We start from the raw sequence: 18,435 nt of genomic DNA on the forward strand, positions 1-18,435 counted from the left end.
CACTTCACTCATCTAATTTTGATATTAATCTTATCTATATTCTATATTGCTTAGATTGATTAATAAATGTAAAATACTCACTAGAATAATATACTAAAAATATTGAAAATTTTAAAAATAACTTGACTTTAATTTTTTTATACACAAATAGGTGATAGGAGGCCTTTATGGAAACGATACAACAAATGAAAAAACATGAGCAAACAGCGGCCGTTGATTACGTTAATGAAATTTTTCAAACAGTGTTAACCCGCAATCCATATGAATGTGAATTCCACCAAGCCGTAAAGGAAATCTTTGATTCCCTTATTCCGGTATTTGCAAAGCAGCCAAAATATATCGAACAAGGAATACTCGAAAGGTTGGTTGAACCAGAACGAGTGATTTCCTTTCGGGTTCCGTGGGTAGATGATAACGGAAAGGTACAGGTAAACAGAGGCTTCCGCGTTCAATTCAACAGCGCAATCGGCCCCTACAAAGGGGGCTTACGGTTTCACCCCTCAGTAAATGCCAGCATTATTAAATTTTTGGGCTTTGAGCAAACCTTAAAGAATTCGTTAACAGGCCAGCCAATTGGCGGAGGCAAGGGCGGTTCCGATTTTGATCCTAAGGGTAAATCTGATGGAGAAATTATGCGCTTTACGCAAAGCTTTATGACTGAACTTTACAGATATATCGGCCCAGACACTGATGTACCAGCGGGCGATATTGGCGTGGGCGCCAGAGAAATTGGTTACATGTTCGGGCAGTATAAAAAAATCCGCGGGGCCTATGAGGCAGGTATTCTTACCGGTAAAGGGCTTGGATATGGCGGTAGCTTAGCACGAACAGAGGCCACGGGCTATGGTACCGTTTATTTTGTCCAAGAAATGCTAGCCGACCAGCATCTCAGCTTCGAAGATAGCACGGTTGTCGTCTCAGGTTCAGGTAATGTATCCATTTATGCAATTGAAAAGGCAACTCAGTTTGGGGCAAGAGTTGTTGCCTGCAGTGATTCTAACGGCTATATTTATGACCCGACAGGCATTAAGCTCGACACTGTGAAACGTATAAAAGAGGTAGACAGAAAAAGAATTAGTGAGTATGTCCTTGAACATCCTGAGGCTGAATATTTCGAGGACTGTGCTGGTATTTGGTCGATTCCATGTGACATCGCCTTACCATGCGCAACGCAAAATGAAATTGATGAATCCTCCGCAAGAATTCTTGTTTCTAACGGCGTGAAAGCAGTCGGTGAAGGAGCAAACATGCCATCGACACTTGAGGCCATCGATGTATTTTTAGAAAATGATATTCTTTTTGCTCCTGGTAAAGCGGCTAATGCCGGCGGTGTCGCCGTTTCCGCTTTAGAAATGGCGCAAAATAGCGCGCGCCTTTCCTGGACCTTTGAAGAAGTCGATACAAAACTACACAAAATCATGATAAATATCTATCAAAGCAGTGTCAAGGCGGCCGAAGAGTATGGCCATCCAGGCAATCTAGTCGTCGGAGCCAATATCGCTGGTTTCCTAAAAGTTGCCGATGCAATGATTGCACAAGGCGTCATATAAAAAGAAAACGGGTGCTTAGGCATCCGTTTTCTCTTATTCCACCGCTATTTTATCAACTGATTTCTATAATGCTTCAATCTCTAACTTCAAACTTCTATTTTCCTGTTTGATATCTTCTTCTTTCCTGCTAGACTCAACCCTCTCACCATTAGCAGGAGAGAGAGTAATTTCAAACCACGACTTTCCATCCGCACATACGTCTGACAGCAAATTTTTGATCATTGCCCTTGGATATTTAACTTTTACATAAGCTAATTCATCCGCAGATAATCTTAATTCTCTGCAACTAATTCCATCTCTAAAAGACTCAAGTAAAAACTCCTCAAATGTATCTGCCTTCCGTTTCACGACATTCCTCCTTACCTGAGTAAATGAACATAATATAGTGCAAACGTTAATTCAGTACAATATTGACTCTACTTCAGATCAATTTCCTACTTTTAACCTACTAATTGCTTTTTATTATTAATCGCATTTAACACAATTTCGGATTCATTAAATGGAATTTCCTTATTACCGATAATTTGCGAGGTTTCGTGACCCTTACCCGCTATAAGAATAATATCATTCGATTCACTCATTTCAACCGCACGCTCAATTGCCTCTTTACGATCGACATAGACCTGATATTCTCCATTTTCCGCTTCGATTGCTTCAACAATTTCATCAATAATTGCATTGGGATCTTGGTCTTTTGGGTTGTCCGAGGTCACAATGGCTACATCTGCATAATTTGCCGCAATCTTGCCCATCGCTACCCGTTTATCCCTTCCTTCTTCACCTGGTGCCGCATAGACACCAAAGACTAAAATCATTCGTCCTTTTGCATGTGGCTTCAGTGTTGAAAGTGCTTTTTCTAAGCCATCTTCAGTATGGGCAAAGTCTATGACAATTTTATAATCATCCTCTTTATAAACAACCTCAAGTCTACCTTTAATACCTTCCAGACTGTTTATTCCCTTTTGAATATCCTCTAGACTAATATTATTACAGTAAGCACAAGCAATAGCTGCGAGGCTGTTATATACGTAAATAACCCCAGGAATATTCACCCTAACATCAATACTTCCACTTGGAGTATTCACAGTATAGCTCGTAAAATCTGCACCATAGTGAATATTCGTCGGATAAATATCAGCATTATTTTCAAGTCCATAAGTTAGTAGAGCTGGGTCTTCCTCTTTAATTATATCCACTAGCTTTTTCCCATACTCATCATCAATATTGATAATATTAAAATCCTTAGCCATGTGGAATAATTCCGCTTTTGCGAGGAAATATTCCTCCATCGTACCGTGCAGCTCCAAATGATCCGGTGTTAAGTTGGTAAAAATGGCTGTATTAAAGTTAGAAAAAGCCACTCGTTTTAGACTTAAAGCGTGCGAGGACACTTCCATAATGCAATTCTCTGTTTCCACTTCAACCATTTCAGAAAAAATTTGCTGCAGGTTTAAAGATTCTGGCGTTGTATTTTTATTCTTTCTTACTTGATTTTTTATCATCGTACCAATTGTACCGATGAGTCCAATTGATTTTTTTGCTTGTTCAAAAATTGATTGGATAAAATAAGTAGTTGAAGTTTTGCCATTTGTCCCCGTTATCCCGATTAAGTTTAGCTTTTCAGTAGGATTATCATAAAAGTTAGCAGAAACTCTTGCTAATGCCTCTCTCGTATCAGCAACCTTAAGGATCGTGATATCAGCTTCTACCACGACATCTTTTTCACTAATTATGGTGGTTGCTCCCATTTCAATTGCTTTTGTAATATATTGGTGCCCATCGACCGTGAAACCAGTTATTGCAACGAAAACACTATCGGCAATCACGTCTCTGGAATCGTAAGCAATTGAACTTACCTCACGATTTAAATCACCTTTAATAATCCTAAAATTTAAATTTTCAACTACTGAGGCTGCTAGCATTTCCTCAACTCCTTGTTTGTACATAATAAAGAATACTTACCAATCTATTTTTATAGAACTTTCATTATTAAAGCATAGCGCCTGTTATAAAACGGTTTGTCTACCCCTTATAAAGCAATTTAGCTAAATGTGAATTGTAAGTATTTAGGTAATAATAGTGACTTAACTATTAGCTTTAAAGGCCTCCATCTTTAAAATATTAACCAAGTCCTACTACTCATGTTTATTTAGATAATTATACTCTTAGAACTCTAATAATTCTACTTCTACCTCTAGTGAAAGGGATGATTTCCATAACTTCCACCCTATCTAAAACGCCATATAAAGTTCGAATCTTTCCTGAATTAAAACTATTTATAATGATATATTTATTATGTCTTATTTAATATATCTATTTTTATATATCATTATTCAAAAAAGTATAATCTCAGTTCTTGGAGGGAGTTTAATGGAAGCAAGTTTGTTATCTATATTGGCTTTAGGTTTTGTTCTTGGCTTTAAGCATGCGATTGAGCCAGATCATGTCATTGCAGTGTCCACTATAGCCACTCAGAGTAAAAAGTTATGGCGTTCCTCATTAGCCGGAGTGTTTTGGGGGATTGGCCACACGGTGACATTATTTGTTATTGGTATCGTTCTTATTGCCATGAAAGGTGAAATCCCTGAAAAATGGGCAATGTCCTTAGAGTTTTTAGTAGGCATTATGCTTGTTTATTTAGGAATTACAACGATTCGTTCTTTCAAAAACATCCATATACATAAGCATGAACATGATAACGAACTGCATAAACATATCCATTCCCACGGCCATAACGGAGATCACGAACATATCCACCAACATAAAAAGCTTCCCTATCTGCGGTCGATGATTATTGGTCTGGTTCACGGCCTTGCCGGCAGCGGTGCAATGGTTTTGTTAACAATGAGCACGGTAGATAGTGTTTGGGAAGGGGCCATTTATATCCTAATCTTTGGAGCAGGAACAGTAATTGGGATGCTTCTCTTTACTACACTTATTGGAATCCCCTTTGTTTTTAGTGCAAAAAAACTAAGCCTTAATAAAACACTAACTCAAATCACCGGCGTAGTTAGTACCGTTTTCGGACTTTATTACATGTACAATTTAGGGATTACAGAAGGCTTGTTCTTGCTCTGGATACAGTGACTTTTAAAAAACGGACCCATTGAATTGGGTCCATTTTTCTTGGATGGCTCTATTCAACCAACCAGTTGATTGGAGCCAATATGAGCTTAATAAAGCCTTTTGCATACATTTTTAGAAGAAACTACTTATTCATGTTCGCAAGAAAACCACCTAATAGATCTTCAAGGTCATCTTCTGTCATATTGATTTGTTCTTCGCTTTTTGGCTTTTGTTGTTTGGCATTTTCCCAATCAAAATCAAGTAAATCATCTTCGATATCATTTATATCAATGGCAGCAGCAGATTCCACGCTTGCCTCTGTTTCCTGAGACAGATTATCCCTGTAGTTGTGAACGGAAGGTTTCTCGGGAAATACCTCTTCCTGAAGATATAAAGCCTCATCGATATCTAGCGAGTTGCTATTTAAATTTGCCAATAAAGAAGTGGAACGCACAGGGTCAGCTATTAACTGATAGATAATATTTCCCAGGAGTGCCTCTGAATGTTCATGTTTTAACCAATTCCGCTGTGCCTTCGTCAGTTTTTTTGGAAGTGGGATCGTAATCGTCTCACGATCTTTTGCGTTTGAAAGGCTGACCCCCTCCATAACAAACTCGGCAATTCTACTGGAAAAATTTCTCTTTTCCGTTTCTTTTAGCTTTTGTAAATGCTTTACGATATGGTCAGGTGTGTCAGAGGGGACACGAAAGGAAATCGCTTGGCCCCGCTGAATCTCATTAGAGGAGTTTTTTTTCATTTCATCACCTTAGTTAATTTGCAACAGGTTTTTTGGCTTCTGCTACTTTTTGCTTTTCTGCTTTTCGAACAAAGTCAGTAATCAGCTTGTAATACGCATTGGCCATCATCCAAATACTTTCTTTTTCATCTTCAAAAAAGTCAATATTATATCCATCTAAATTATTATTTAATGTTTTAAGATAATCCTTGAGCACTGTGGCACCGCCGCCCACAAAATAACAAATCTCTGTTTGTGAATTCTTTGACCAGACATTTCGTAATAGGCGATATTGTTTCTTTGCTAAATCAAGCAAAATACGATCGGTGATATCGTGGACACTTGTCCGGCTTCCTTTGACCATAATATGGTTACGGTCATTTTTCTTTGTGATAATGTCAACTACATCACGGCGACTATCCAGTTCAACTCCGTGCTTTGATCTAATCTCTTCACGAATAGCTTCTAAACTTTCCGAAACCCCAAGATTAAAGCCCTGTGCTTTATCATCATCCACATTACGATTTTTAATCACGGCGATATCTGTTGATAAACCACCGATATCCTGAATCAAAATCTGACGGTCAATTAGGTCCTTATTAATAATCTTAAGATTATTATCCATTACAAGGTTAATATAGGCGGCAAATCCTTCAGGATAGACCTTTACCTCATCAAATTTTATATTTACTTTTATTCCCTGGTATTTCGGAGTAACTAAGAATTCTACTTGATGTACAGAACCACTAAGTTTTGAGCGATACCCTGCATCTTTCCCTTCCTTTACTTCACGAAGAGGGAGACCAGTGCCTAAGGTATAGTTTGCATCAATCACATTTTTCACTCTCGGGAATACCCTAGCATTTTCTTCGTTTACTGCATCAAGTGCTAACGTAGTAAAAAGCATGATCAGTGTTTGATCTTCCTCTGATTTACTACTGCCTGGATCTAACTCTGTTGCATTATTGCTTTTCGTTGCAAGATTACCAATTCGATAAATTGCATTATTTTCTTTCAAGGCAGGGGAGTGGACCTTAATATGAATACCATCCAATGGATTTTTATCATCTAATTCTTCAATGCCGATGACAGGGCGATCCTCCGTATCCCTTGCGACTATATTGGGGATATTTAACTCATATTCCACTTCTCCAAAAATCGCTTTTATGGAATCATTTCCGACATCAATTGCTGCAATTCTAGTATTATTCAAATCAATCATCCTTCCATTCTATTAAATTTAAGTTGTGAATTGGTAAAGTTATGTAACTAGTTATCTACTATTAGATTATAGAAGATTGGTAGATTCTTCAATAGGACTTTACTAATATATATCAAAATGTAAAACTGAAAACATTTTGTAATCGTTGTAAACACTTTTGTATACAACGATTACAAACCCGTATACATGGCTGTACAACGGGATGTGTACAGGTTCGTAAACAAGTATACGTTTTTGTAAACATTACGTTTACAAATTGTAGACATGTAAACATTTTTGTATACAAAGGAAAATGGACCTATATTATTGTATAGCTCAGAGGGAGGTTAAGCGCTAATCCAACCCTAAAAGAACACCTCACACTATTTAGAAAGTGTGAGGTGTTCTTTTAGATTATTGTATCTATTTCTAAATAAATTTTTTCTAGAATGGTTTCAATATCTTTGCTTGTTGGTATTCTCGGGTTTGAAAAGAAATTTCTTTCATCGAAAACTCACCTCTCTATCATTAACTATACTTTAGTACTTTTTACTGCCAATTGACATTTCTGTAGATGAATCTTTTTTCCTACAAACTCGTATAAATAGTAAGCAAACTTTTTTTAGGAGGAATTTCATGGGAAATATAATATTATTTTCACTCATTTTTTCAATCACAGCTACACTTATACTTATTCCCTTTTTTAAAAAAGGAAAAGATGACAAGAAAAAGCGTGCAGGGGTTTCCCCTCTGGCCATTGTCACTGCTGTTGTCTTATTAACGATTGCTGCCTTTCTGTTTTTCTATGGAACAAATATAGACAGAAACCTGTCATCTTTATGGCCATTATTTATCATTATCACTGCTATTGGTACTTTATTTTCATCAGGTAACGAAAGAATGGTTAAGGCTATTCTCTTTGTTGGCAGTCTCTTCATTGGTATCTATTTCTTAACGGCCTTTCTGTTTAATGCTGAAGAAAAGTTTGAAGTGGCAAAAATGGAGGAACAGGTCGAGCTTAAGGCCTTCGATGAGAAAGAAACTCCTGCTAGTGTTCCACCACAGTTTGCACGCAATAAGATGAAAAAAGCTTTTAGCCAGGTCCCAAATACGAGCTATTACGAGCTTGGCAACCTGCAAATACAAAAAGTAAACGGTGATTATGTCTATATTGCTCCTGTTGAATTTTCTGGTTTTTTCAAATGGTGGAAGGGTGATACTACGCCTGGATACTTTACTTTAAGCGCTACAGATTCTTCTGCAAATCCTAAATTTATTAAAGCAGAAATGGATTATACGCCTTCTTCCTTTTTCAACAAAAACATTGAACGTCATATTCGCATGCAATATCCAAAAAATATTTTCTATGGTGACGTACAATTAGAGGTTGATGATGAGGGGACACCCTATTACATCCGTTCATTTGGTGAATTTATTTCAGGTAGAAATGGATTTGATGTTAAAGGAGTCGTTGTTGTAGACTCCAACAGCGGCGAAACGAACAGCTATCCATTATCAAAAGTCCCGGACTTTATTGAAGGGGCTGTATCACCTGAAGTAGTCAGCCTCCAAAACAGCTATTACGGCAACTATATTCATGGCTTCTGGAATAGTATATTTGGAAAATCTGATGTAAAGCTCCCCTCAGATGAAGGAACAGAAGCTAACGTAAGTCCGATTTTCGATGAAAATGGCGTGATGTACTACTTCACTGACTTCACAAGCCCTAAAGAAGGCGTTGACTCCATGCTTGGGTACTCACTCACCGATTCGCGGTCAGGCGAAGCGACATACTACACAGGTAACCTAGAGGAATCCTATATGGACTCACAGGGTAACCTGCAAATTATTGAAAAGAAGTTTATTGAAAAGAAATGGCATGGAGAAATGCCTGTTCTCTATAATTTCTACGGCGAAGCCAGCTGGTTAACACCTGTGCTTGATTCAAATGGCTTCCTGCAAAATTACTTTATCGTTTCTGCAGCTAATCCGGAAATATCAGTATTTGGAACGACTCCCAATGATGCTCTAAGACAGTACAAACTGGCGTTACAAAGAGGGGGCGGCAGCGTTGATGGCAGCTCAAAGGCGTTGGAAAAGAAGGTTAGCGGAGCCGTTTTGAGAGTCTATAAGGAAAAATCCGGTGACTATACCGTTATTTCCTTCTTATTGGACAATCGTAAAAACTTTATCATCTCTTCTGAAAAGGAACCAATCGCTATTTACTTAAAAGAAGGGGATAGAGTAAACGCAACCTACCAAGATACCGAGGAACAATTCTTGCCTGTAAAGGATCTTGTCATTGAGGGTATTGAATAATATTTATAAGTTAAAAAAAACATGATGAAGCCTACTTCATCGTGTTTTTTTAAGATATGTAACATGGAAAATTACCTTACTTCTTGAAAAATGGCCGATAGTTGGTTATTGTAAGAAATAAATTAACCTTTTAAGGGTGTGGGTGACATGAGATTAAATAAATATATTTCTGAGGCTGGTAAAGCGTCAAGAAGAGGTGCAGATAAATTAATTAGTGAAGGCAGAGTTACGATAAATGGGAAAGTCGCCAGGATAGGCAGTCAGGTGGAGCCTGGGGATGATGTCCGTGTAAGCGGTGACCCAATCAGGGTTGCTAGAAATTACGTTTATATTGCCTTAAATAAACCAATTGGAATCACTAGTACCACTGAAAAAAGTGTTAAAGGTAATATTGTTGATTTAGTAAATCATCCATTGAGGATTTTTAATATTGGAAGACTTGATAAGGATTCGGATGGGTTGATTTTACTTACAAACGATGGCGATATTGTCAATGAAATTCTACGGGCTGAACATAAGCACGAAAAAGAGTATATCGTAACCGTGGACAAACCTATTACGCCTGATTTTTTAAAAAATATGACTGAAGGGGTAAAAATTTTAGGAACGAAAACACTACCCTGTAAGATTGTTCAACTTTCAAAATATGTCTTTCAAATTACCTTAACTCAAGGATTAAATCGCCAAATTCGCCGTATGTGCGAAGCGCTTGGCTATGAGGTATATCGATTGCAGCGAATACGAATAATGAACATTCATTTAGGCAACCTCCCTGTTGGACAATGGCGTGACCTATCTAAGAAAGAACGTACTCAATTATTTAGAGAGCTAAATTACGAACCAAAGGAATGGTAATGATAAGAGGATAAGCATTTTGCTTATCCTCTTCTATCTTTAATTGAGTTTGAAATAAACTGCTAGGATAAGTAATCCCAAAATTACTGCTCCGCCCAGAATCACGTTACGATTGACAATTACTCTAGTAGCGAGTTCCTTTTTTTGGTTCATACTTTTCCTTTCAAGAAAGGCAACTAATTTATTATCTTCGCTCAATCCTAATTTTTTGTCAGCGTTCTTTAGAATTATTTCTACCTCATCAATAGTCATCGGCTGCTCTATCTTTAAGTTTTCATGTATTGACGGCCTTAACTTGGCATACCTTTGGATTAAAGTTACTAACTGCCGAGTATCTGAAGCAGTACTTACACGTGACTTCCCTTCAAAAATCTTTGCTTCCCCCGCACCATATAAGATCACTTTACCTTCTGTTGTAATCCAAATATTCTCAGCTGTTATAGACCCGTGTACCATATTATTATGGTGCAAATGGCGCACTGCTTCTAGAAGTTGATTTACCTGCTCTAAATTGATGTTTCCCTTTATTGCTAATGTCTCGCCCTCTTCGCATTCCAAAAGTGAATAGGAGTAATCCTGGTCAATCATTGTCATTTTTACTATTCGAGGCAAGTGGGTAAATTCAGAAATGACTCGCTGATACTCATCATGTAAGCTGCTCCACTGTGCCTTCTTAAAATCAGTTGTTTTATTAGAAAAGTCAGCTAACCTCAAAATAAAGAAGCTGCCAGTTTCTTTCTCAACTACCTCGAATACTGACAAGCCTGTGTCATTTGAGGATAATTTTCTTTTTACTTCATAACCGCCAATATCCACATACTTCACCAAACCTTCTAAAATTTAAGACCTTTTATGACATTAAAAATTTTTTAGAAACATACAATTACTTCACGCGTAAATAATCCCTTTTTAGCAACTGCACGGTCAACAATGGTAAATCCAGCCTTTACTAGTATCTCATCAATTGGTTCAACCGTTACTACGACTACCTTCTTGGCAAACCTGCGTGCACTTTTTAGCATCTCCAATTGTTCTTCTGGCGTGATTACGGAACATAAATTGTACGGTAAATCGATAATTCCAACATCGAATTGTCCAGTAATATCACGGATATCTGCTAAGTCTACTTCTCCTGTAAGACCAAAGTGTTTGATGTTTGCCCTTGCCCCTGGAAGGATTAAATGATTACGGTCACTTCCCACGATATCGATCCCCATTGAACGTGCTTCGACTAGCACCGTCCCAATTCCGCAGCAAGGGTCAATTGCCTTGATATTACTAGGATTTGGAATAGCGATATTCACCACTGCTCTAGCAACACGTGTGTTAAGCGCTGTCGAATAACCATGGGGTTTCTTTTGATGACGGTACCATACAGCCTCACTTTTAACATAGTCCCCAAATATCCACCTATCGTTTACATTCATTACTCCAAATAATCGGCCCGGGTCTTGAAAATCTGCCTCACCATTAATATGTAATCCAATTTCGCGCTCAATCTTCCTTCGAATCTCATACCCTTCCTTATCTGCGTTTGCGAGGCTGGCGTTTTTCACATATATTACTTTAAATGTTGCCCCGCTAAGTTGTAAGGTCGCTGTTTTTTCGAGAAGTTTCTGTAGACTATTCTCTTCAAAGAGCACAGCAATTCTTTCTTTAATAAACGGGCTTCTTGATGGATCAATTTCCACCTTGCTCTCCAATATATTTGAAAAAGTATCAACACCAAACATAGAGCGCATTTCTAGTCCACACAATGACTTTTCATCCTCTGGATAGGCATATGTATAGATATAATTCATTATTTTTTGTTTCGTATCACCCAATGAGTTACCATCCTTTTTTCGTTCTTTTTTCATTTTATCTTTTATATAACTTCATTATATCAATTAACACTAAAAAATCCTTGCTCATTTTAAAAGCAAGGATTTTTTAGTGTTTTAATTATTGAGTTCATTCTTATAACGTTCAAGTTCTTTTGTTGTACAGCGTACAAAGTGTCCAGGCTTAACTTCTCTTAGCTGAGACTCGTCACTTGAATCGTGTGTAGTCGAATCATAACTAATCCGTTTACGTGTCCGTTCATAGCGCGGATCTGGAAGGGGAATCGCTGATAATAGTGACTTTGTATAAGGATGAATTGGGTTCAAGTATAATTCTTCACTATCTGCCAGCTCTACCAAGTTGCCCCGATACATAACACCAATTCGGTCACTTATATATTTTACCATTGAAAGGTCATGGGCAATAAACAAGTAAGTTAAACCGCGTTCCTTTTGCAATTTCTTAAGTAGATTAACTACCTGAGCTTGGATAGAAACGTCCAATGCGGAGATAGGCTCATCACAAATGATAAACTCTGGTTCCACTGCTAAAGCACGGGCAATCCCAATCCTTTGTCTTTGACCACCACTAAATTCGTGCGGGAAACGGGTAGCATGCTCTTTGTTTAGACCAACTGCCTCTAGTAATTCTTCTACTCTTTTTTTCCGTTCCACATCATTTTTAACAAGTTTATGAACGTCTAATCCCTCAGCAATAATATCCAAAACAGTCATACGAGGGTTTAATGAAGAAGAAGGGTCTTGGAAAATCATTTGCATTTTCCGGTTAAATTTACGAAGCTGGTCCTTTGATTTTTTCCCATGGACATCTTCATTATTAAATTTAACTTCTCCGCCTGTTGCATCATAAAGCCGTATAATGGTTCTTCCTGTTGTTGATTTTCCACAACCTGATTCACCAACTAGTCCAAAGGTTTCTCCTTTGTAAACATCAAAGGTTACCCCATCTACTGCCTTAATGACACTTTTTTTGCCAACAGAGAAATGCTTTTGTAAATTTTTAACCTCTAGTAATTTTTCTCGTGTCAACGCTGTCCACCGTCCTTGCCACCTGTATTAGAGAAACCCTGCATCCTAAGCTTGACTGAATCAGGTGGTTCAATTTTAGGTGCATCTTCATGTAAAAGCCACGTCGCCGCGTAATGCGTGTCAGATACTTTAAACATCGGCGGTTCCATCACTGTATCAATTTCTAAAGCAAAGATATTTCTTGGAGCAAAAGCATCTCCTTTTGGCGGATTAAGCAAGTCTGGCGGGCTACCCGGAATAGCAAACAGTTCATCTTCCGTGCTATCCAAAGTAGGCATGGAACCAATTAGTCCCCAAGTATATGGATGCTTTGGATTATAGAAAATATCATCAACGGTTCCAATTTCAACAATCTTACCAGCATACATAACTGCCACTCTGTCGGCAACATTTGCTACAACACCAAGATCATGCGTAATAAAGATAATTGCACTTTCTGTCTTCTGTTGAATACTCTTCATCAATTCCAAAATTTGTGCCTGAATGGTTACGTCAAGTGCTGTTGTTGGTTCATCAGCAATTAATATTTTCGGATTACAAGCAAGAGCTATCGCTACGACTACACGTTGACGCATACCGCCTGAAAACTGATGCGGGTATTGTTTAATTCTTACCTCTGGCTGAGGAATTCCAACAAGATCGAGAAGTTCAAGTGCTGTTTTCCTTGCATTAGCTCTGTCCATGTTTTGATGCTTTATTAGACCTTCCATAATCTGATTTCCGATATTCATTGTTGGATTTAGTGAAGACATCGGATCTTGGAAAACCATCGAAATATCTTTACCACGAATTTTTTGCATCTCTTTATTTGTCTTTTTGGCTAAATCTACTCCCTCAAGGAGGATTTGACCTTCTTTAATAAAACCCGTTGGTTCCGGAAGAAGCCGCATAATCGCATTGGATGTAACCGACTTACCTGAACCTGATTCACCTACTATAGCAAGTGTTTCCCCTTTATTAAGATCAAAGGTCACACCTCTAACAGCTTGCACTTCACCATTGTAGGTGTTAAATGATACTTTTAAATCTTTAATTTCTAATAATTTACTCATTTATAAACACCTACCTTCTTATTTGTGCATCTTAGGATCAAAGGCATCACGTAAACCGTCACCTACGATATTAAATGCAATCATGAGTACTGAGATCACGACTGCCGGATATACGAGTAAATAAGGATAAGTTCTAAGGTTATCAAACCCGATGTCAATTAACGATCCCAATGATGCAGCTGGAGGGGCAATACCTAAGCCGATAAAGCTTAAAAATGCTTCAAAAAAGATTGCGCCCGGAATTGTAAACATCGTATTAATGATAATAATCCCACTAATATTTGGAACTAAATGCCTTCTGATAATTGTTCCATTCGAAGTACCTAATGTTCTTGAAGCTAAAACAAACTCCTGGTTTTTTATTTTTAGTACTTCGCCTCGGACAATCCGGGACATTCCTGTCCAACCTGTTATTGTTAATGCGATGATGATCGAGACAATCCCCGGTTTAAGGATAAGCATCATTAAGAGAATAATGACTAGACTAGGGATACCTACAAGTACTTCAACGATCCGTTGCATAATATTATCGACTCTTCCACCATAAAACGCGGAAATCCCACCATAGGAAACACCGATAATAACATCGATAAAGGCTGCAGCGAAGGCAATAATTAACGATACTCTAGTTCCTTCCCATAACCGCGTCCATTGGTCACGACCCAATACATCGGTACCTACCCAAAAATAAGTATCCTGCATGTTTTTGGCCTCATATACACGGTATGTCGCTTTAACTTCTGCTGAATTTTTAGTTCCGTTACCTTTTTCTAAAACTTCAATATCAACAAACTCTTCTTTATTACCGTATCTGGCAATCGCATTTCTTGTCGCCTGTTCAACGGTTGCACCTTTGTATTTACTACTTATCGTCCCGTCAAAACCTAACCAAGAAATATTCTCAATAACCGGAATACGCGGAGGCATTTTTGCTCTTGATAATTCCTGATCATCACTTCCATAATCGTTCATCAACGGTCCAACAAGGCTCATAACAATAATCAGAATGAGAATAAAAATACTAAATACTGCAGGTTTATTCTTAAGCAGTGTTCTTCTGGCATCCTGGAGAAACGTTCTGCTTGGAGCTGAAATCTTATCACTAGTATCCTCTTTACGGTCAAGAGGGACAAATAATTCTTTTGGTATTTTTTCAAAGTTATTTTTTTCCATTTTATTTATTTCCCTCCTGCTAATCTAATCCTAGGATCAATCAATCCGTATAGGAGGTCTATGATTAAGATAATTCCGATAAAGCCAAATGCAAATAATAATGTTGTTCCCATAATTGTTGGATAATCATTCATAACAACTGAAGTTACAAACTGTTCACCAATCCCAGGGATGGCAAAAATTTGTTCAATAACCATTGAACCAGTCATTAAACCAACTGCCATTGGACCCATAACAGTAATTAACGGAATTAAGGCATTACGCAGACCATGTTTAAAGATAATTCCAGATTCAGCTACACCCTTTGCACGAGCAGTAATGATGTAATTAGAATGTAATACTTCCACCATTTCTGTTCTTGTAAAACGTGCAGCAACTGCTAATGGAGATATTGCTAAAGCAATCGTAGGCAGAATCGCATGTTCAAATTCGCCCCATAACGCTACCGGTAACCAACCTAATTGCACCGCAAATACATATTGCAATAGTCCTGCGAAAACGAAGTTAGGAATAGAGGTTCCTAACACAGCAAAGAATGTTGCAAAATAATCAATTGGACTGTTTCGGTAAATAGAGGCTACTAATCCTAGTAAGATTCCTAATACTGAACCAATCAGTAATGCTTGAGCACCTAATTGTGCCGAAGGACCAATTCTGTCCATTAATATTTTTGTAACAGGTGTACTATCAAATGTAAATGAAATACCTAAGTCACCTTGTGCAAGTCCGCCAAGATATTTTACATATTGAACTGGCACTGGATCATTTAACCCGTACTTTTCCAATACAATTGCTTTCTGTTCTTCAGTCAATTTATCGTCTGCTTTTAAGGGGCTGCCTGGTAGCATTTTCATAAGAAAAAACGACGCCGAGGCAATAATGAAGAGTGTAATAAACATATACCATACACGACGGAGAATATATCGAGTCATCTTTGCACCTCCTAAATTTTTCCTTATTAGTTTGAATCTATTATAGCGAATGATAATTTTTGTTATCTTCGGAATATTCTCGTTTAAAAGGAGAAAAGAGAGTATATGCCAAAATAGCACACACTCCCTTCTACCTAGCTAAATACTTATTCATTTTTAATATGAAATTATATTATTCTGTTGCTCCAACACTTGACCACTTATATTCATAAGTAGCACCGAATGGGTTAACAAATACACCTTGAACTTTTGGAGAAACTAATTGAGCAGTTGCCTTTTGGTATACAGGTGCAATAGCTGCATCTTCAAAAAGGATTTTTTCTGCTGCTAAGAAGTTAGCAAAACGTGCTTCGTTATCTGTAGCAAGAGTTGTAGCAGTTTCATTGATTAGTTTATCATACTCTGGGTTTGAATATCCCATTTTATTGTTTCCACCATCTGTTAACCAAAGGTTTAAGAAGGTATAAGGGTCTAAGAAGTCTGGGCCCCAACCAGCAAATTGAACATCATAATCCATTTTTGTATCTAAATCAAGACGTTGTTCAAATGGTACTGGCTTTAATGTTACAGTAAGGCCAGGTAGGTTCTTTTGTAATTGGTTAGAAATATACTGATCCATCATTTTTGATGTATCACTGTCGCCGCCTAAGAATTCAACAGTTAATTTATCTACACCTAATTCTTTTAAGCCTTGCTCCCAGAATTTTTGAGCTTCTGCAACATCAAATGTTACAAGATCTCCACTTACTTCACGGAAGTCTTTTCCATCAGGAGTTGGAACGAAATCTCTTGGTACTAAACCATTAGCAACGATTGATCCGTTGTTAAGAATTTCATCAACTAAAGCTTGCTTATCAAATGCTCTGCTGATTGCTTTACGGATATTTACGTTAGCAAGAGCTTTGTTTTTTGTTTGGTTAATTTTGAAATAGAATACTGAAGTTTGCGGTGTTACTACATAATCTTCGTGTGTAGCATATTGGTCAACTAAGTCTGAAGATAAGCCAGCACGGTCAACAGTGCCTTCTTCGTATAAGTCAACTGCTGTTTGAGCTTCTTTAACCACTTGATAGTTCATTTTTTCTAATTTTACAGTTGCTGCATCCCAGTAATCTGCGTTTTTAATAAGCGTCCATTTTTGAGATGTACTTTCCCATGATTCAAACTTGAATGGTCCGTTTGCTAATAAATTATCAGCGCTAGTTGCAAATGCATCGCCTTTTTCTTCAACAAACTTCTGGTTTAACGGTAAGAAAGTACCGAATGTTGTTAAAGATTCAAAATATGCTGTAGCGTTTTCTAGTTCAACTACTAATTTGTAGTCACCATCAGCTTTTACGCCAAGTTGATCTACAGGAACTTCACCTTTATTAACAGCTGTAGCGTTTTTAATTACGCCACCCATCATGTATGGACCATATTCAGATCCAGTTTCAGGGTTTACTGCACGTTGCCAAGCATAAACGAAATCGTGTGCAGTTACAGGGTCACCATTAGACCATTTTGCATCTTCACGCAAAGTGAAAGTCCAAGTTTTCCCATCAGCGCTAACTTCATGCTTAGTTGCAATACCAGGAGCAACTTTTGCGTTTTCATCTAGACGGTATAAACCTTCCATTATAGTACCTAAGAATTGGAAACCATATTCATCAGTTGCCATTGATGGGTCCATAGATGGTATAGTATCACCATTAATAAAATTCAATACTTGTTCTACTTCTTCTACTTTCGGATCATCAGCTGGTTTTTTTGTATCATCAGCTGTTTCTTTGTCGCCAGAGCACGCAGCTAAAAACATGCTTAGTACTAGGCTAAGAGCTAAAAGCCATGTTAATTTTTTCTTCATTTAGAAGACCTCCCTATTTTCCTATTTTTCTGTAAATTTGATACTAAAAAAGAATCTAAAAGAATCATACTATTTTTCTAGTAGTCTTGTAAAGACTTAATATATAAAAAAGTCTAAAAATTATACTTTATTTTTATTTTAGAATACTAATAGTATTGATTTTACATTAGTTTAAAGCTGATTTACTAGTGGAAATTTTTAAAAGTTTTCTTAATCTGTTATTTTCCCAATAATAAAAGCCCTCTGCTAAGAAATGGGAGTAATTTCCCTTTGTCCAATATTTATACTTTCTATCAGAAATATTGATGAATGTGTACTTTCAAGTGGAGTTAGGTTAAAATACCAGTATTCTTCACTAAACTGAAATCAAATACATTGAATGATAAAGGTGAAATCTATGATCAAAAATAAGTGGGTACTTTTACTTATAAACATATTGGCAACAATTATATTCTTTCTTATCTTTGCCTCTGACTACAATCTTTTGCACTACATTAATTCATTATTTTATCTTTGTTTTATTTATCTGCTTGTCGTTTTGCTAATGTATACTATAAAAGGCGGATTTTTTGATGGAGTGACCTTCGGCTTCAGAAGATTCAACAGTGTATTTATAAAACGTGATGATTATTTAGAAGAGTGGCGTGATAAACCGCTCCCGTCAGAAAAGTTTAATCCTAGTCTTTACCAGGTTCTTAAATTTCAGGGATTCGCTTTGTTTGTTCTTTTACTCTTTTTGATTGCAATTTATTATTTATTTTAGAAAAAGTAAAGAGCCATTCCTATTGGAAAGGCTCTTTACTTTTATTTATTAATCAGTGTTACCTGTTGA

The 18,435-nt window shown here is 37.2% G+C and carries 16 protein-coding genes; 5 read left to right on the forward strand and 11 right to left on the reverse strand.

The features are described 5' to 3' along the window. Positions 1 to 167: 167 nt before the first annotated feature. Positions 168 to 1,550, forward strand: coding sequence for an NADP-specific glutamate dehydrogenase (gdhA, locus tag NSS81_RS11835; RefSeq protein ID WP_342433693.1), 1,383 nt, complete (start codon positions 168 to 170; stop codon positions 1,548 to 1,550). A 63-nt stretch (positions 1,551 to 1,613) separates the two neighbouring features. On the opposite strand, the gene NSS81_RS11840 is transcribed toward gdhA, so the two are convergent. Together NSS81_RS11840 and NSS81_RS11845 are read right to left on the reverse strand one after the other, a co-directional pair. Further along, a complete protein-coding gene (locus NSS81_RS11840) occupies positions 1,614 to 1,898 on the reverse strand; it encodes a hypothetical protein (protein ID WP_342433694.1) in 285 nt (94 codons plus the stop codon). A gap of 92 nt (positions 1,899 to 1,990) precedes the next feature. Beyond that, positions 1,991 to 3,472 (reverse strand): UDP-N-acetylmuramoyl-L-alanyl-D-glutamate--2,6-diaminopimelate ligase, encoded by a 1,482-nt coding sequence (locus tag NSS81_RS11845; RefSeq protein ID WP_342433695.1) that lies wholly within the window; start codon positions 3,470 to 3,472, stop codon positions 1,991 to 1,993. A gap of 448 nt (positions 3,473 to 3,920) precedes the next feature. Here NSS81_RS11845 and NSS81_RS11850 point away from each other — a divergent pair, with 448 nt between their 5' ends. Beyond that, entirely contained in the window at positions 3,921 to 4,637 is a 717-nt protein-coding gene (locus NSS81_RS11850) for a sulfite exporter TauE/SafE family protein (protein WP_342433696.1), read from the forward strand. Positions 4,638 to 4,758: 121 nt separating this feature from the next. Here the strand turns inward: NSS81_RS11850 and NSS81_RS11855 are convergent, their stop codons facing one another. Then, positions 4,759 to 5,373 (reverse strand): hypothetical protein, encoded by a 615-nt coding sequence (locus NSS81_RS11855; protein ID WP_342433697.1) that lies wholly within the window; start codon positions 5,371 to 5,373, stop codon positions 4,759 to 4,761. Positions 5,374 to 5,386: 13 nt separating this feature from the next. Further along, positions 5,387 to 6,565: a ParM/StbA family protein gene (locus NSS81_RS11860; protein ID WP_342433698.1), complete on the reverse strand. Its 1,179-nt coding sequence runs from the start codon at positions 6,563 to 6,565 to the stop codon at positions 5,387 to 5,389. 624 nt (positions 6,566 to 7,189) lie between these two features. Between NSS81_RS11860 and NSS81_RS11865 the strand changes: the two genes are divergently transcribed. Beyond that, positions 7,190 to 8,872, forward strand: coding sequence for a hypothetical protein (locus tag NSS81_RS11865; protein ID WP_342433699.1), 1,683 nt, complete (start codon positions 7,190 to 7,192; stop codon positions 8,870 to 8,872). A gap of 147 nt (positions 8,873 to 9,019) precedes the next feature. After that, on the forward strand, positions 9,020 to 9,727 hold the full coding sequence (gene rluF, locus NSS81_RS11870) for a 23S rRNA pseudouridine(2604) synthase RluF (protein WP_342433700.1): 708 nt from the start codon (positions 9,020 to 9,022) through the stop codon (positions 9,725 to 9,727). Positions 9,728 to 9,766: 39 nt separating this feature from the next. On the opposite strand, the gene NSS81_RS11875 is transcribed toward rluF, so the two are convergent. The 7 genes from NSS81_RS11875 to NSS81_RS11905 form a co-directional block, all read right to left on the reverse strand. Further along, positions 9,767 to 10,552, reverse strand: coding sequence for a hypothetical protein (locus NSS81_RS11875; protein WP_342433701.1), 786 nt, complete (start codon positions 10,550 to 10,552; stop codon positions 9,767 to 9,769). A gap of 44 nt (positions 10,553 to 10,596) precedes the next feature. Next, positions 10,597 to 11,529 carry an RNA methyltransferase gene (locus NSS81_RS11880; RefSeq protein ID WP_342434007.1) on the reverse strand — a complete coding sequence of 311 codons (933 nt, stop codon included), beginning with the start codon at positions 11,527 to 11,529 and terminating at the stop codon, positions 10,597 to 10,599. Positions 11,530 to 11,667: 138 nt separating this feature from the next. Beyond that, complete coding sequence (locus NSS81_RS11885) at positions 11,668 to 12,600, reverse strand: ATP-binding cassette domain-containing protein (RefSeq protein WP_342433702.1); 933 nt, start codon at positions 12,598 to 12,600, stop codon at positions 11,668 to 11,670. Further along, positions 12,597 to 13,652, reverse strand: coding sequence for an ABC transporter ATP-binding protein (locus NSS81_RS11890; protein ID WP_342433703.1), 1,056 nt, complete (start codon positions 13,650 to 13,652; stop codon positions 12,597 to 12,599). Before NSS81_RS11890 ends, NSS81_RS11885 begins: the two co-directional genes overlap by 4 nt. Before the next feature lie 18 nt (positions 13,653 to 13,670). Beyond that, positions 13,671 to 14,825, reverse strand: a complete 1,155-nt coding sequence (opp3C, locus tag NSS81_RS11895; protein WP_342433704.1) for an oligopeptide ABC transporter permease — start codon at positions 14,823 to 14,825, stop codon at positions 13,671 to 13,673. Positions 14,826 to 14,830: 5 nt separating this feature from the next. Further along, positions 14,831 to 15,757 carry an oligopeptide ABC transporter permease gene (gene opp3b, locus NSS81_RS11900; protein WP_342433705.1) on the reverse strand — a complete coding sequence of 309 codons (927 nt, stop codon included), beginning with the start codon at positions 15,755 to 15,757 and terminating at the stop codon, positions 14,831 to 14,833. 172 nt (positions 15,758 to 15,929) lie between these two features. Then, positions 15,930 to 17,603, reverse strand: a complete 1,674-nt coding sequence (locus tag NSS81_RS11905) for a peptide ABC transporter substrate-binding protein (protein WP_342433706.1) — start codon at positions 17,601 to 17,603, stop codon at positions 15,930 to 15,932. A gap of 397 nt (positions 17,604 to 18,000) precedes the next feature. On the opposite strand from NSS81_RS11905, the gene NSS81_RS11910 reads away from it, so the two are divergent. Beyond that, entirely contained in the window at positions 18,001 to 18,366 is a 366-nt protein-coding gene (locus NSS81_RS11910) for a DUF3899 domain-containing protein (RefSeq protein ID WP_342433707.1), read from the forward strand. The last annotated feature ends 69 nt before the right edge of the window (positions 18,367 to 18,435 follow it).

Source organism: Neobacillus sp. FSL H8-0543, from assembly GCF_038592905.1.
In the GTDB taxonomy this organism is placed as follows: Bacteria; Bacillota; Bacilli; order Bacillales; family Cytobacillaceae; genus Neobacillus.

Bases quoted from the DNA above. Each gene is read 5' to 3' on its own strand.
- NSS81_RS11910 (WP_342433707.1), top strand. From the start codon at position 18,001: ATGATCAAAAATAAGTGGGTACTTTTACTTATAAACATATTGGCAACA.
- NSS81_RS11905 (WP_342433706.1), bottom strand. From the start codon at position 17,603: ATGAAGAAAAAATTAACATGGCTTTTAGCTCTTAGCCTAGTACTAAGC.
- opp3C (WP_342433704.1), bottom strand. From the start codon at position 14,825: ATGGAAAAAAATAACTTTGAAAAAATACCAAAAGAATTATTTGTCCCT.
- NSS81_RS11880 (WP_342434007.1), bottom strand. From the start codon at position 11,529: ATGAATTATATCTATACATATGCCTATCCAGAGGATGAAAAGTCATTG.
- NSS81_RS11850 (WP_342433696.1), top strand. From the start codon at position 3,921: ATGGAAGCAAGTTTGTTATCTATATTGGCTTTAGGTTTTGTTCTTGGC.
- rluF (WP_342433700.1), top strand. From the start codon at position 9,020: ATGAGATTAAATAAATATATTTCTGAGGCTGGTAAAGCGTCAAGAAGA.
- NSS81_RS11845 (WP_342433695.1), bottom strand. From the start codon at position 3,472: ATGCTAGCAGCCTCAGTAGTTGAAAATTTAAATTTTAGGATTATTAAA.
- NSS81_RS11890 (WP_342433703.1), bottom strand. From the start codon at position 13,652: ATGAGTAAATTATTAGAAATTAAAGATTTAAAAGTATCATTTAACACC.
- NSS81_RS11855 (WP_342433697.1), bottom strand. From the start codon at position 5,373: ATGAAAAAAAACTCCTCTAATGAGATTCAGCGGGGCCAAGCGATTTCC.
- NSS81_RS11865 (WP_342433699.1), top strand. From the start codon at position 7,190: ATGGGAAATATAATATTATTTTCACTCATTTTTTCAATCACAGCTACA.
- gdhA (WP_342433693.1), top strand. From the start codon at position 168: ATGGAAACGATACAACAAATGAAAAAACATGAGCAAACAGCGGCCGTT.
- opp3b (WP_342433705.1), bottom strand. From the start codon at position 15,757: ATGACTCGATATATTCTCCGTCGTGTATGGTATATGTTTATTACACTC.